The following is a 12,907-nucleotide window of genomic DNA, read 5'->3' on the forward strand; positions in this document are numbered from 1 at the left end:
GGCTAATCATTCGTTTTCGGGCCGCCATGATCCTGTGTCAGGACATAATCATGGCCCTGGGGAAATAAATCCTGTACCGATTGGCGGATCAGGGCCCGAAACCGGGGGTCTTGTGCGGATTCTGGCATGCTGGTTTCTGCTGTAATGGCCGAATGCGCATCGTTTTCAAAGCACCATGCCAAGTGAACCGTTAACACGTCATCAGGTTTCTTGGCAGATTTTTTAGCCCTGATTTTCTTGGCCGTGCACAATGTCGATGGCTTGGGATTGGCATTAAAGGCGACAATGACCCTGAATTCCCTGCCTGTTGTTTGGGCATCGCTATATTTGGGGGTGGTGGTGAAATTGGTGGGCATGCCCTCATTGGCCCCTTGCATATGCTGTGTCAGGGCCTGAGCAAAGGCAGCCTTATTCATCGCAAATGGATTGCCATGGATTTGAACAGTGGTGTCCTTGCCAGCCAGATAGTTGCTGAAATTCATGTAGTCATAGGCGGTGTCGAATTCGGCATCGATAATGCGAATGCTGTCACCGCTGCATGCACCGAGAAACAGGGATAAAATTCCAGCGATTAAGAGCTTTGTTTGCATGTCTATGAAACTCCTAGCGCACGGCTGCGCATAAACAGGGTTATTATCGCTTATAATGAAAGGTTGGATACAGAATTTTTATCAAAATTTTGTGAAGACACCGTGGGTGTGCCCAAACAAACTCGATGTTTAAATATCCAGCTTGGCCGCATCACCGGCATGTTCCTGAATGAATTGCAGCCGTAATTCCGGTTTGCGTCCCATCAGGCTCTCGACCCGTTGGGCGGTGGCTTTGGCTTCGCCGTCAGGAATGGTAACCCTGAGCAAGACGCGCCCTTCTGGTGCCATGGTGGTTTCCTTAAGCTGCATCGGGGGCATTTCCCCCAAGCCTTTAAAACGGCTGATCTCCACTTTGCCTCGCCCTTTGAAGGTGGATTTCATCAGGGCATCTTTGTGGGGATCGTCTCTGGCATAGATCACGGTCCCACCCTGGCTTAGGCGATACAGTGGCGGGACAGCCAGATACAAATGCCCTGATGTGATCAATTCAGGCATTTCACGGTAGAAAAATGTAATCAGCAGCGATGCAATATGGGCCCCATCAACATCGGCGTCGGTCATGATGATGACCCTTTCATACCGCAGCTTTGAAAGATCAAACCGGGTGCCTGATTCTGAGCCCAAAGCCAAGATCAGGTCGCGGATTTCCAGATTGGCATGCATCTTTTCGATTGTGGCCGTCGCGACGTTTAGAATTTTACCCCGAAGCGGCAGGACCGCCTGGGTGCGACGATTGCGGGCCTGCTTGGCCGATCCACCGGCCGAATCCCCTTCGACCAGAAATATTTCAGTGCCATCTGATGTGGCCGCACTGCAATCGGAAAGCTTTCCGGGCAATCGAAGCTTGCGGGTGGCGCTCTTTCGTTTTTGCTCTCTGGCGCGGCGGTTGGCCAGGCGTTCGTCTGCTTTTTCGATCAATGCCTGAAGCAACCGGTCGGCAGTGATGGGGTCGCCTGATAGCCAGTGATCAAAATGATCTTTGATAGAGGCGTCCACCATGCGCTGGACATTGGGGTTCGACAGTTTTTCCTTGGTCTGGCCCTGAAACTGGGGGTCGCGGACAAAGACCGAAATGGCCCCCAATGCACCATCCATAATGTCATCAGAGGTGACCTGGGATGCCTTGCGGTTGCCAGACAATTCGCCATAGGCCTTGATGGCCCGGCCAAGCCCTGCGCGCAGCCCACTTTCGTGGCTGCCGCCTTGGGATGTAGGCACGGTGTTACAATAGGAATCGATATGGCCTTCCCCGTCGACGGGCCATGTCAGCGCCCATTCAACCCGACCTTCTTCACCCTGGCCATTCGCCAGTCGAGATTCTCCAAAAAAAGGCGCCTGAGTCAGGCTGTTTCGATCGCCAAGGGCTTCGGTGACGAAATCCAGCAACCCACCCGGAAAATGAAGAACCGCTTTTTCTGGCGTTTTATCGTTCTTGCCGATCAGTTCAGGTGCGACCTGCCAGTGAATTTCAACGCCACGATAAAGATGTGCCTTGGCCCGCGCCATACGGTACAGGCGTGCGGGTTCAAAGCAGACATCGGGGCCAAAGATTTCCGCGTCCGGGTGAAACCGAATGCTTGTGCCCCGTCGATTTTGTGCAGCGCCTGTGGATTTAAGCTTTGTTACCGGCGCGCCGCGTGAATAGTCCTGTTTCCAAAGCTTGCGTTCACGGGCAACTTCAACTTCCAGTTCATCGGCCAATGCGTTGACCACCGAAAGCCCAACCCCGTGCAGGCCGCCAGAGGTTTCATAGGCATCAGAAGAAAATTTGCCACCGGAATGGAGTGTGGTGAGAATGACTTCCAGCGCGGATTTATTTTTGAATTTTGGGTGGGGATCAACAGGGATGCCCCGACCATTGTCGCGTACAGTCAACCAGTTTCCAGGCTCTAAAATCAGGTCAATGCGGCTGGCTTCATTGGCCACCACTTCATCCATGGAATTATCAAGGATTTCAGCTCCCAGATGATGCAGGGCGGTAATGTCCGTGCCACCAATGTACATGCCGGGCCGGCGGCGTACCGGTTCCAGACCTTCCAGAACCTCAATGTCTTTTGCGGAATAAGTGCTTTTCTTTTTTTTTGGGGCGTCAAAAAGTTCCGGCTTTGTGGCTTTGCTGGTTTTCGTGGGTTTTTTGGCCAAGGTTTTGATCCATTACGCATGTTTAAGAAATATAGGTATAGGGGGGCAGATTGCAGCGCGCAAGCATCATCCAGTGCTTTTTATCTCTAATACCGCAATATATGGTGGTTTTTAGTTAAAAAAATAACCGGCCTCTCTTGATGGAGAGGCCGGTTTGTAGGCTAGGTGGCCCGAAAGGGCCAATTCAGATTTTTGGCTTAAGAACTGTAATACATGGAGAACTCGACCGGATGGGGGGCTTGTTCGAAGGTGGTGACTTCTTCCCATTTAATATCGAGATAACCCTGGATCTGTTCTTCGGTGAAGACGTCACCCTTGAGCAGGAAGTCCTTGTCGTCCCAAAGCGCGTCAAGCGCTTCGCGCAGGCTTCCGGCAACGGTGGGGACATTGACCAGTTCTTCTGGCGGCAAATCATAAAGATCCTTATCCATGGCATCACCCGGATCGATCTTGTTTTCAATGCCGTCAAGGCCAGCCATCAGCATGGCAGAGAATGCAAGATAGGGGTTCGCCGTGGGATCGGGGAAGCGTATTTCGACGCGTTTTCCCTTGGGGTTGGTGGCATGGGGAATGCGGCATGATGCGGAACGGTTGCGCGATGAATATGCCAATAGCACGGGTGCTTCAAAGCCCGGCACCAGACGCTTGTAGCTGTTGGTGCTGGGATTGGAGAAGGCATTGATGGCGCGCGCGTGCTTGATGATGCCACCGATATAATGCAGTGCCGTTTCAGAAAGATCGGCATATCCAGATCCAGCAAAGACGTTCTTGCCGCCTTTCCAGATGGACTGGTGACAATGCATGCCAGAACCGTTGTCATCGACCACGGGCTTGGGCATGAAGGTTGCCGTCTTGCCATAGGAATGGGCGACCATGTGAACAACGTATTTATAGACCTGAAGGTCATCGGCGGCTGCTAACAGGGAGTTGAATTTGATACCCAGTTCGTTCTGGGAAGGGGCCACTTCGTGGTGGTGTTTTTCCATATCCAGACCCATTTCAATCATAACGGTGGTCATTTCCGCGCGAAGGTCGGTCATGGAATCGACAGGCGGGATGGGGAAATAGCCACCCTTTGGCCCTGGGCGATGGCCGAAATTGCCTTCTTCGAATTCCTTGGTGCTGGACCATGGGCCTTCTTCGGAATCGATCTTGTAGAACGTGTGCTCCTGAGAAGAACCAAAACGGACGCTGTCGAAGACGAAGAATTCAGCTTCGGGACCAAAATAGACGGTGTCACCAACGCCGGTGGAATTCATGTAGGCCTCAGCCTTGATGGCTGTGGAGCGCGGGTCGCGGGAATAGGGCAGGCCTGTGCTTGGTTCCAGAACGTTGCAGAAAAGGATCAATTGGGGCTGCGCTGTGAATGGGTCCATGACCGCCGTTGACAGGTCTGGCATCAGGTTCATGTCAGATTCATTGATGGCCTTCCAGCCGGCAATGCTTGAGCCGTCAAACATGATGCCTTCAGCAAACATATCTTCATCAACGGTATTGACGGCCTGGGCCGTGTGTTGCCATTTGCCGCGTGGATCGGTAAATCGGAAATCGACATATTTGACGTCGTTTTCCTTGATCATCGCTTGAACTCTTTTGACATCGTCGGACATTTTTCAGCTTTCCCTTATTTTTTAGGTTATTTAATCAGCCAATTTAGCGGCCTGAATGAGGTGGAGAGGGGCAGATAAGCCTGATTAGACGGCTTCATCGCCGGTCTCGCCGGTACGGATACGGATGACCTCTTCGACATTGGAGACGAATATTTTACCGTCCCCGATGCGGCCTGTGCGCGCAGCCTGGGTAATGGCTTCAATGGCACGTTCGGCCTGCGTGTCTTCCATGACAATTTCGATTTTGACCTTGGGCAGGAAATCCACCACATATTCAGCCCCACGGTATAATTCTGTGTGGCCTTTTTGTCGACCGAAACCCTTGGCTTCGGTGACGGTCATTCCCTGTAGGCCAATTTCATGAAGGGCTTCCTTCACTTCGTCGAGCTTGAATGGCTTGATGATCGCTTCAATTTTTTTCATGGCTTTGTATTCCCAGGTTCGTCGTCTTTGATGGGGCAGGGGATAAACCCCGTTCAGACTCCCATAGCAGGAGCCATGCCAACCTTATTATAGTCATATAATCAATGCGTTGGCACCTATTTGCAGTGTTGGGCATCGGTTCGGAGTGATAAAATAGCCTATTTATCGGGCAGGCTGTCTAAAATACGGGCAGTGATGCGTAAAGTCATAAAAAAGATCATCCAGAAAATGTTGTTTTAAACGCAACCCTATTGGCATCTTGACGGGGGTTTGCCAATTCACTACTAAGGGCGCCTTCCTTGTGGCGGGTGTAGCTCAGCTGGTTAGAGCGCCGGATTGTGATTCCGGAGGTCGGGGGTTCGAGCCCCCTCACTCGCCCCATTTCCCTTTTTCAGGCTTCTGGCTTGTTCTCACTATCCCCTGTCGCTTCAGACGTTTCGGTCTGTGGCGCATCTGGTTGATCTTTTGACCCCAGCATTCGGAACAACCAGCCAAAGACCTTGCGGATGCCTCGCCAGATTTTGGGCAAAATCCAGACCATCAAAAGAATAAAGACGATTAGTGCAGCGCTAAACAGCCAGGGATGCTGCAAGGCGGCCCAAACGCCGCCAAAAACGGCCATGTCTTCGCCGATGGACAGGGTCCAGTTGGAAAAGGGTTCCGGGGATGCATTAACAACGGCACGGGTGCCAGCCTTTGTGGCGTGGGTCGTTGCAGCAAGGCTGCCACCGGCGATTAAGGCGGCGAGCTCTGCCCCGGCCCCTAATTCGCCGACCGCACCGGCGGCCAGCATGGCACCGGCTGGAATGCGCACAAAAGTGTGCAAGCCGTCCCAGATGGTATCAACGCCTGGAATTTTGTCTGCGAAAAATTCAACCGCATACATCAGTCCGGCGGCACCAATGACCAAAGGATTGCTGAGCACCTGCAATTCGGCGGGCAGGGTGACGCTGCCGGTGATGCCCATGACGCCAAGGGTTAATATGGCAGCATACAAATTGATGCCGCTCCCCCATGCCGCCCCCATAGCCAGCGAGATTGTTTCAATGGTGTCCACGGGTGCTCCTTTGATTTAAGTGCTTAATCTGGCGCATTGTTTGTCGCCATCTGTGGCAATATGCTGACACAGGCTGCTTGGAAAGCCAAATTTTATAGAATTAGAAAGGCCCGGTTTTATGATCACCCTGTATCACGGATTGGCTTCAACGTGCTCTAAGAAGGTGCGCTTGACGCTGTTTGAAAAGGGGCTGGAATTTGAAAGCCGATTGGTCAATCTTCAAAAATTTGAACAACACAATCCGGACTATCTGGCGCTCAATCCATCCGGGGTGGTGCCGACCCTGGTCCATGACGGGCGTGCCATTGTCGAATCCACCCTGATCATTGGATACATTGACGATGTTTGGTCAAGCCCGGCCCTTAGCCCCGAAAACGCCTATGATCGTGCCCGTATGGGGCTTTGGACCAAATGGTCCGATGAACATGCCTACAAGGCCGTTTATGTGCCGACCTGGGATAAATTATCGCGCCCGGTTGCCAGCAAATTCACCGATGCGGAACTGGATCAATATCTGGCCAAAATTCCTACTGCTGAACGCCGTGAACGGTGGCGCGCGACCGCCAGAGAAGGCTTTACAGAATCCGAATTCAAAGCGGCGTATTCCGAAATGGAATTGACCTTTGATCGCATGGAAGCGGCCCTTGCAATTGCTGGCCCGTGGCTGATCGGGTCGTTCTACAGCCTTGCCGATATTGCCATGGTGCCTTTTGTTGAACGCATCAATGATTTGCGCCCGGATCTGCTATTGGGCGGTACATGGCCACGGGTGAGCGATTGGTGCGATGCGATAGCTGAACGCCCTGCGTATGAAAAGGCCTTTTTCTTTGAAGGCCATGACGCCAGCATTTCTGCCATTCGAAAGGCGCTGGGGCTGGATTAGCCTTAAAAGGTAGAGCCCGATTTTAGATAATGTTCGGCAATTTCTGATCCCGTTGCCTTCCACACATGGTCAAACCCGTTGATGTATTCCAGTGCCCGTTCCACTGCCTTGATGCGATATGGGGGGCCGGCAACAAACGGGTGCAAGCCGATGGGCAACACCATGCCTGTTTCCGCGCCTTCTTCATAAAGGGTGTCGAAGGCATCCTTGATCATTTGCTCAAATTCGGCCGGTGAATAATGCATGCGGTTGATGGCCCCGTTGTCATGGGGATGTTCGCCATACGGCATGGAAACGATTTCGTGGCCAGGTGTGCGCATCATGTAGGGCTGGTCGTCATTGATCCAATCGGCACAATAGAGCAGCTTTTCTTCGGCCAGATAATCAAGGGTGTTCCAGGTCTCATGCATGCCCGGACCCATCCAGCCTTTGGGTCGTTTGCCCGTGGCAGATTCCAGTTTATCCAGCGTATTTTTAATGACGCTGTGTTCTTGATCGGGATCAATTTTGTGCATGGGGCGGGAATTGGATTCGCCATGGGCCATAAATTCCCATCCCGCATCAATGCCGGCTTGAATGATTTCAGGGTGGGCATCGCAGATGTCCACATTGGTATTGGCGGTGACGGGAAAGCCATATTTTTGAAACAGTTTCAAAAGCCGCCAGAACCCGACGCGGTTGCCGTAATCGCGTTTAGACCAGCCGACAACGTCGGGCGTATGCCCGGTGCCTTTTGGAATGGGTTGATCCAGCGGGAAATATTCAACATTTAAGATGATCCACACCGCGACCCGGGCACCATTGGGCCATTTAATTTTGGGCCGTTTGGGCAGGGGAACATAATCGAAGGGGCCGGTAAGGGTCGGTTTCATCACAATTTCCTAAATCATCGTTGTTTGTTGTTGCTTTATTTATGGGGGCTTGGCCAAGGAGATGTCAATAATGGACGAAAGCCTTTTGATCCAATGCAATGGCGTGATATTTTCATCTCAATACCCCGTTCCTGACTTCTTAGAGGACAGGGTCTGTTAAAAAAAAGAACCATTCAGGGAGAAAACAATGGTCAGTGTTATTGATATTCATGCCCATCTTGTCGTCGAAGAATCCCGCGACATGATGAAAGCGGCCGCTGAAAAGGGTGCGGTTGGCGAAGCAGCAAAAAATCAGGGGGGCATTGGCATTTCCCAAGCCCAGGCAGAACGCGAAGCCGTTCTGGCAGACCCCATAAAACGCATTGAAGACATGGATAAAATCGGGGTGGATATTTCTGCCCTCAGCCCGGCACCGCCACGGGGCTTTTATGAGGCAGATACTGACCTTTCTCAGGCCGTTGCGGCGTGCATCAATGATCGCACCGCAGACATTGTCAAAACCTATCCGGACCGGTTTGTTTCCATGGGGGTGGCACCATTGCATCATGTTGATCTGGCCATCACTGAAATGCAGCGTGCGGTTAATGATCTTGATCTGCGCGGCATTCGGTTTCCCACAGAAATCAACGGCATGGAACTCTCTGATACCTCGCTAGAGCCCTTCTGGGACGCAGCAGAAGAGCTTGGCACCATGATCTATGTCCACCCACAGGGCTTCAGTCATCCCCAGCGCCTTGGCGATTATTACATGTCCAATGTGGTGGGGAACCCGCTGGAAACGACGCTGGCTATTTCGCATCTGATCCATTCAGGTGTCATTGCCCGCCATCCAAAGCTTAAGTTCTATTTTGCCCATGGCGGCGGGTTCTTCCCGTTCTATGTCGGGCGGTTTGATCATGCCTGGCGGGAACGCACGGAATGCCGGGAACACACCGATGCACCGCCGTCATCCTTCCTGCCCAATATGTGGTTTGACACCGTCGTGTTCCGGGCCGAGCAAATCCGCTATCTGGTGGATATGGTGGGTGCGGATCACGTGATGCTTGGCACGGATCGACCCTATGACATGGGCGAGCCAGACCCGGTGGCATTGGTCAACGAAGTTGAGGGTTTAAGTGGCGCGGAACGGGACGCCATCATGGGCGGTACGGCACGTGATTTATTGAAGATGAATTAAGCCGGAGTTTGTGATGCCAGATTTACCGATTGATCCAGAGTTTCTGGAACGCGCCAGATCAAAACGAAATGGCCAAGTCAATGCCTATACCACGTTGGTGCCTGTGAAAACGGCGCTGGTGGTCATTGATATGCAGGATTATTTCGTAAAGGAAGGCATGCCGTCCTTTACCCCCTCTGCCCAGGACATTGTGCCAAACATCAATCGTTTGGCGCAAACCATCCGTGATACCGGTGGGTTTGTGGTGTGGGTTCAGACCGAAGCCCCACCGGACCCCGATGACTGGGCCAATCGCCGCGAAGCCACCAGTGCGGAAGGCTGGGCAAGACGGCAAAAACTGCTGGCCCGAGATGGCGAGGGCTTTGGTATCTATGCCCCCTGCGATGTTCAAGACAGTGACGCCATTGCGACCAAGTTGCGCTATTCTGCCTTTATCCCGTATCCATCGGAACTCGATGACATGTTAAAGGCGCGCGGTATCGACACCTTGTTGATTGCTGGTGTTTCCACCAGTTCTTGTTGTGAATCAACGGCGCGCGATGCCAGTATGTGGGGGTACCGGACCATCATGGTGGCCGATGGCAATGCCGATCATACGGAAATGATGCACACCCATACATTGGGGAAATTTCTGCTGGCCTTCGGTGATGTTCAAACCACCGATCAATTGGTGGAAAAGCTTAACGCCTAATTTTTTGTAGAAAATTCAGACAAAAAAACCCCCGGAGTTTCCTCCGGGGGTTTTTCTTTAAGCCTGTAATTTATTTACAAGCGATAGATTTTGCAGATGAGCCCTTATGGGTAAAGGTGCAGCTCATGCCGACTTTCAGCTTCGAACGCTTGACCTTCTTGCCACCGATGGTGACTTTGGTCCGGCGGCCGGAAACCTTAAGCTTCTTCTTGGCTTTTTTGCCTTTTACTTTTCCCTTGTAGGAAACCCGGCGACCACCTTTTTTGATCTTGGTGATCTTGCCCGTGGCGACGATGGTCGGCACTTTGGCAATTTGGACCTTTTCGAGGGGCAGGGCTGCTTTGCGCAGACCTGCGACGACGTCCGGTGGGGAGGCATACATTTGGGTCAGTAAGTCCGTGACTTCCTGGCCGGTGGCCGGGTTGATGGTCATGCGTGATTTTTTGGCATTGGCAAGAAGGTCTTTGTCCTTCATGGCCATGTCAAAGGCTGTACGCAGGGCTGCAACGCGGGCTTTGGGAACCTTGGGTCCGACCACATAGGGACGGCCAAAATCGCCAACGGCAAATTTCAGGAACAGGATTTGGCGGGTCTTTTTATCTTTGGCAAAATCAAGGGCCAAAGGCACGTCTTTCAACAACGGATCATTGTTCCGCTTTGAACCCATCTGGAACAAGATATTGACCTTCTTTTCCTTGAGCCATTTCAGGCGGCGGACTTTAAAGCTGGACCAGGAAAATGTGGCCCGGCCAAAGACTTCACCGCGCTGCATGGCAAGATCAACTTCAGACCCACCGGGATAGCCAGCGATGGGCCGGAACTTCATCCCCAAAAGGTTGCGGAAAACATTGGCCGTCACGATGGAATCGGTGACCACACCGGTGCCGCCAACAATCAGTTCTTTGGTGTACAGGTCTTTATAGGTTTTGATCCCAGACGTGTGCCAGGCAATGGCAATGGAGGTTTCCCGGTTGGACGATCCAATCCAGTTGAATTTAAGCGGATCAAACTGGGCTTTGGAATCCTTGCCATTGACCAGAGGTTCGACCGGTACACCGCGCTGAACGGCACCGATAAACGTGCCATCCTGGGGGGCGGCATTGTACAGGTAGTTGGTGGCAACGATACTGCCACCACCGGTCTTGTTCTTTGAAATGAGCGTGGGTTTGCCCGGAATGTATTTCTGCATGTAACGCGCAGTCAAACGCGCGTAACGGTCATAGCCACCACCAGATGACAGGCCGATGAGCATGGTCATCCGCTTGCCTTTATAGAAATCAGAAATGGCATCGGCACTGGCCGTACTTGGCTGGAAGGAAAAGGCCATGCCAAGTGCGGCAATGGCTGTTCCCAATTGTGATAGTTTCATAACATTCTCCCTGTTATCGTTTAAAAGTCTGTTTTTGGACTACTTAAGCGCCGCCGCGACCGGCACCTTTATTGCTGCCTTTTTCGCCACGGCCACCATCGGCACGTCTGCGGGCCAAAGCATCATCGGGCTCAACCCAGCAATCGATCATGAAGCGGCCACCCTTGGCGACAATTTTCAGACCGCGTTCCATTTCGGCGATCAATTCTTCGGCATTATGAACCGGGCCAGAGGTATCAAAGCCCTGCGCTGCGGCAAAGCCCGTAAGGTCGGGTGCCGGATCATCAATGCGAAGGCCGATCCAGCGGTTATCGGCATTACGCCCCCGAACATCGGCAACGTGATGCTGATGGGCTTCATCATTGAAGTAGGAGCGGTTGTTCATGACCACCACCATCATCGGGATGCGCATGCGCGATGCGGTCCAGAGCGCGTTAACGCCCATGAGATAATCGCCATCACCCAGGGTGAACACCGGCAAACGGCCAAGGTCACGAAGCCCCAGCGCCATGCCAACAGCCTGACCTGGGCCAGAACCAACCCCGCCGCCGCCATCATTGCCCATAAAGGCAAGGGGATCGCGGAACCGTGCAACAAAGCCATTATAGCCGGTCGAGGCACGGCCAAGGGCGGCCTTTGGATGATCATCCATGAATTTGCCGGTAATCTGGTGGAAGTCCACCGCCGTCATCAGGCCAGTCTTGATTGGCTTGATTTTGGCCTGGCGGGTTTTAGTCCAATGGCGAATGCGTGCCACGGCGGGTTTCACTTTGGCTTTGGCACCCGGTTTGACACGCAGTTCATCCAACATCTGGTTGATGAAGGTATCGGGATCTGCCCCGATGTTCAGATCAACCGCAGGCATGGCCTGATAATCCATGTTCCAGCCATTGTGCATGGTCTGGTCCACGGTGACCTGAATGACCGTTGCATTGGTTGGGTCCTGGGTTTGGTTGTTGCCGGTGCAAAGCCGCAAGAATCCAGCAAAATCCAGCCAGTCAAGATTGAGGATCACATCGGCCTTTTGGACCAGTGATTTGGTTTCCTCTGACGGGCGGAAACAGCTGGGGGCGACATGCTGGGGATGTTCGGTTGGGAACACTGCTCCGGAACGCAGATGGGTTTGCACCGCACAGCCAAGCGCTTCGGCCAAACGAATGCGGTTGTTCCAGGCTTTTTTGTCATGACCAACTGGGCCGATCATCATCAAGGGCAGTTTTGCACCCTTGATCAATTTGATGGCTTCGCGGACCTGGGATCTGGATGCCGAAGGCGGATCGAACGGTTCATAACGATCCACGGACGGGATTTTGATGTTTTTCACCGGTTCTTCCTGCAAGCCCGCATCCAGACAGACATAGGTCGGTCCTGTGGGCACGGTCCGGGCGATCTGGTTGGCCCGATAGATCGATTCAACAATCGCTTCATGGCCCTGGGGCTCATCATCCCATTTGATGTAATTGCGGATCAGTGCTGCATGGTCCTTGGTGGTGTGAATCCAGTCGATCCAGGGGCGACGCTTGTTGGCATCGATGGGACCGTTGGCACCAAAGATCACCATCGGCACTCGATCGGTATAGGCGCTGAAGATGGCCATGGAGGCATGCATCAGGCCGACATTGGTGTGAATGGCAACGGCCATGGGTTCGCCGGTTACTTTGGCATAGCCATCGGCAATGGCGACGGAATGTTCTTCGTGCAGACAGATCAGCATCTGCGGGTCTTTGTTGCCAAGATAGTTGACGAGGGAATCATGGAAGCCGCGATAACTGGCACCGGGGACCAGGGCCATGTATTTGAAATCGATCTTGCGAACGGTTTCGGCCATGATGTCACTGGCCCAACCCAAACGGGGATTGCCCAATTTGGCGGGGCGATCCAGCTGATTGGTTTTTTTGACTTGGGCTGATTTCTTAGCTGCAGCCTTTAACGTGGCGGCATTTCTGAGCGATGTTTTCTTTGCGGGCGCCTTTTTCTTAGGTGCGGCGCGCTTTTTTGTGGCTTTGGCCATATGTATTCTCCCTGATCAGTTTTTTGTGGTGCACCGGAATTAAAGTGCAGATGTTGGATTGATCCTAGCAGTGTTTGTTTTC

11 protein-coding genes and 1 tRNA gene are annotated in these 12,907 nt (G+C 52.8%); 4 read left to right on the forward strand and 8 right to left on the reverse strand.

The features are described 5' to 3' along the window. Positions 1-2 precede the first annotated feature (2 nt). From HOJ08_08285 to HOJ08_08300, 4 genes are all read right to left on the reverse strand, one after another. Positions 3-590: a hypothetical protein gene (locus HOJ08_08285; protein ID MBT5673432.1), complete on the reverse strand. Its 588-nt coding sequence runs from the start codon at positions 588-590 to the stop codon at positions 3-5. Between the two features lie 129 nt (positions 591-719). After that, positions 720-2,732, reverse strand: coding sequence for a DNA topoisomerase IV subunit B (gene parE, locus HOJ08_08290; protein MBT5673433.1), 2,013 nt, complete (start codon positions 2,730-2,732; stop codon positions 720-722). A 197-nt stretch (positions 2,733-2,929) separates the two neighbouring features. Beyond that, on the reverse strand, positions 2,930-4,342 hold the full coding sequence (glnA, locus tag HOJ08_08295; GenBank protein ID MBT5673434.1) for a type I glutamate--ammonia ligase: 1,413 nt from the start codon (positions 4,340-4,342) through the stop codon (positions 2,930-2,932). 84 nt (positions 4,343-4,426) lie between these two features. Next, the gene (locus HOJ08_08300; GenBank protein MBT5673435.1) at positions 4,427-4,765 is read right to left on the reverse strand and encodes a P-II family nitrogen regulator; all 339 of its coding nucleotides are present in this window, start codon (positions 4,763-4,765) and stop codon (positions 4,427-4,429) included. Positions 4,766-5,069: 304 nt separating this feature from the next. Here HOJ08_08300 and HOJ08_08305 point away from each other — a divergent pair. Next, positions 5,070-5,146 (forward strand) — tRNA-His (locus tag HOJ08_08305). A gap of 10 nt (positions 5,147-5,156) precedes the next feature. On the opposite strand, the gene HOJ08_08310 is transcribed toward HOJ08_08305, so the two are convergent. Then, complete coding sequence (locus HOJ08_08310) at positions 5,157-5,792, reverse strand: DUF4126 domain-containing protein (GenBank protein MBT5673436.1); 636 nt, start codon at positions 5,790-5,792, stop codon at positions 5,157-5,159. A gap of 148 nt (positions 5,793-5,940) precedes the next feature. On the opposite strand from HOJ08_08310, the gene HOJ08_08315 reads away from it, so the two are divergent. After that, on the forward strand, positions 5,941-6,705 hold the full coding sequence (locus HOJ08_08315) for a glutathione S-transferase family protein (protein MBT5673437.1): 765 nt from the start codon (positions 5,941-5,943) through the stop codon (positions 6,703-6,705). A gap of 2 nt (positions 6,706-6,707) precedes the next feature. Here the strand turns inward: HOJ08_08315 and HOJ08_08320 are convergent, their stop codons facing one another. Continuing rightward, the gene (locus tag HOJ08_08320) at positions 6,708-7,577 is read right to left on the reverse strand and encodes a polysaccharide deacetylase family protein (protein ID MBT5673438.1); all 870 of its coding nucleotides are present in this window, start codon (positions 7,575-7,577) and stop codon (positions 6,708-6,710) included. Between the two features lie 187 nt (positions 7,578-7,764). On the opposite strand from HOJ08_08320, the gene HOJ08_08325 reads away from it, so the two are divergent. After that, positions 7,765-8,754, forward strand: a complete 990-nt coding sequence (locus HOJ08_08325; GenBank protein MBT5673439.1) for an amidohydrolase — start codon at positions 7,765-7,767, stop codon at positions 8,752-8,754. A gap of 13 nt (positions 8,755-8,767) precedes the next feature. Then, positions 8,768-9,445, forward strand: coding sequence for a cysteine hydrolase (locus HOJ08_08330; GenBank protein ID MBT5673440.1), 678 nt, complete (start codon positions 8,768-8,770; stop codon positions 9,443-9,445). A 70-nt stretch (positions 9,446-9,515) separates the two neighbouring features. On the opposite strand, the gene HOJ08_08335 is transcribed toward HOJ08_08330, so the two are convergent. Both HOJ08_08335 and HOJ08_08340 read right to left on the reverse strand, forming a co-directional pair. Continuing rightward, positions 9,516-10,814, reverse strand: a complete 1,299-nt coding sequence (locus HOJ08_08335; protein ID MBT5673441.1) for a hypothetical protein — start codon at positions 10,812-10,814, stop codon at positions 9,516-9,518. Positions 10,815-10,857: 43 nt separating this feature from the next. Further along, positions 10,858-12,642, reverse strand: coding sequence for a thiamine pyrophosphate-binding protein (locus HOJ08_08340; protein ID MBT5673442.1), 1,785 nt, complete (start codon positions 12,640-12,642; stop codon positions 10,858-10,860). Positions 12,643-12,907 lie beyond the last annotated feature (265 nt).

The sequence above is a fragment of the Rhodospirillales bacterium genome, assembly GCA_018666775.1.
Lineage (GTDB): Bacteria > Pseudomonadota > Alphaproteobacteria > SMXQ01 > SMXQ01 > JABIXC01.

Coding starts and splice junctions, on each gene's coding strand:
- HOJ08_08340 (MBT5673442.1), bottom strand. CDS start 12,642: ATGGCCGAAACCGTTCGCAAGATCGATTTCAAATACATGGCCCTGGTC.
- HOJ08_08285 (MBT5673432.1), bottom strand. CDS start 590: ATGCAAACAAAGCTCTTAATCGCTGGAATTTTATCCCTGTTTCTCGGT.
- HOJ08_08335 (MBT5673441.1), bottom strand. CDS start 10,814: ATGAAACTATCACAATTGGGAACAGCCATTGCCGCACTTGGCATGGCC.
- HOJ08_08300 (MBT5673435.1), bottom strand. CDS start 4,765: ATGAAAAAAATTGAAGCGATCATCAAGCCATTCAAGCTCGACGAAGTG.
- HOJ08_08320 (MBT5673438.1), bottom strand. CDS start 7,577: ATGAAACCGACCCTTACCGGCCCCTTCGATTATGTTCCCCTGCCCAAA.
- glnA (MBT5673434.1), bottom strand. CDS start 4,342: ATGTCCGACGATGTCAAAAGAGTTCAAGCGATGATCAAGGAAAACGAC.
- HOJ08_08330 (MBT5673440.1), top strand. CDS start 8,768: ATGCCAGATTTACCGATTGATCCAGAGTTTCTGGAACGCGCCAGATCA.
- HOJ08_08310 (MBT5673436.1), bottom strand. CDS start 5,792: ATGGGGGCGGCATGGGGGAGCGGCATCAATTTGTATGCTGCCATATTA.
- HOJ08_08325 (MBT5673439.1), top strand. CDS start 7,765: ATGGTCAGTGTTATTGATATTCATGCCCATCTTGTCGTCGAAGAATCC.
- HOJ08_08315 (MBT5673437.1), top strand. CDS start 5,941: ATGATCACCCTGTATCACGGATTGGCTTCAACGTGCTCTAAGAAGGTG.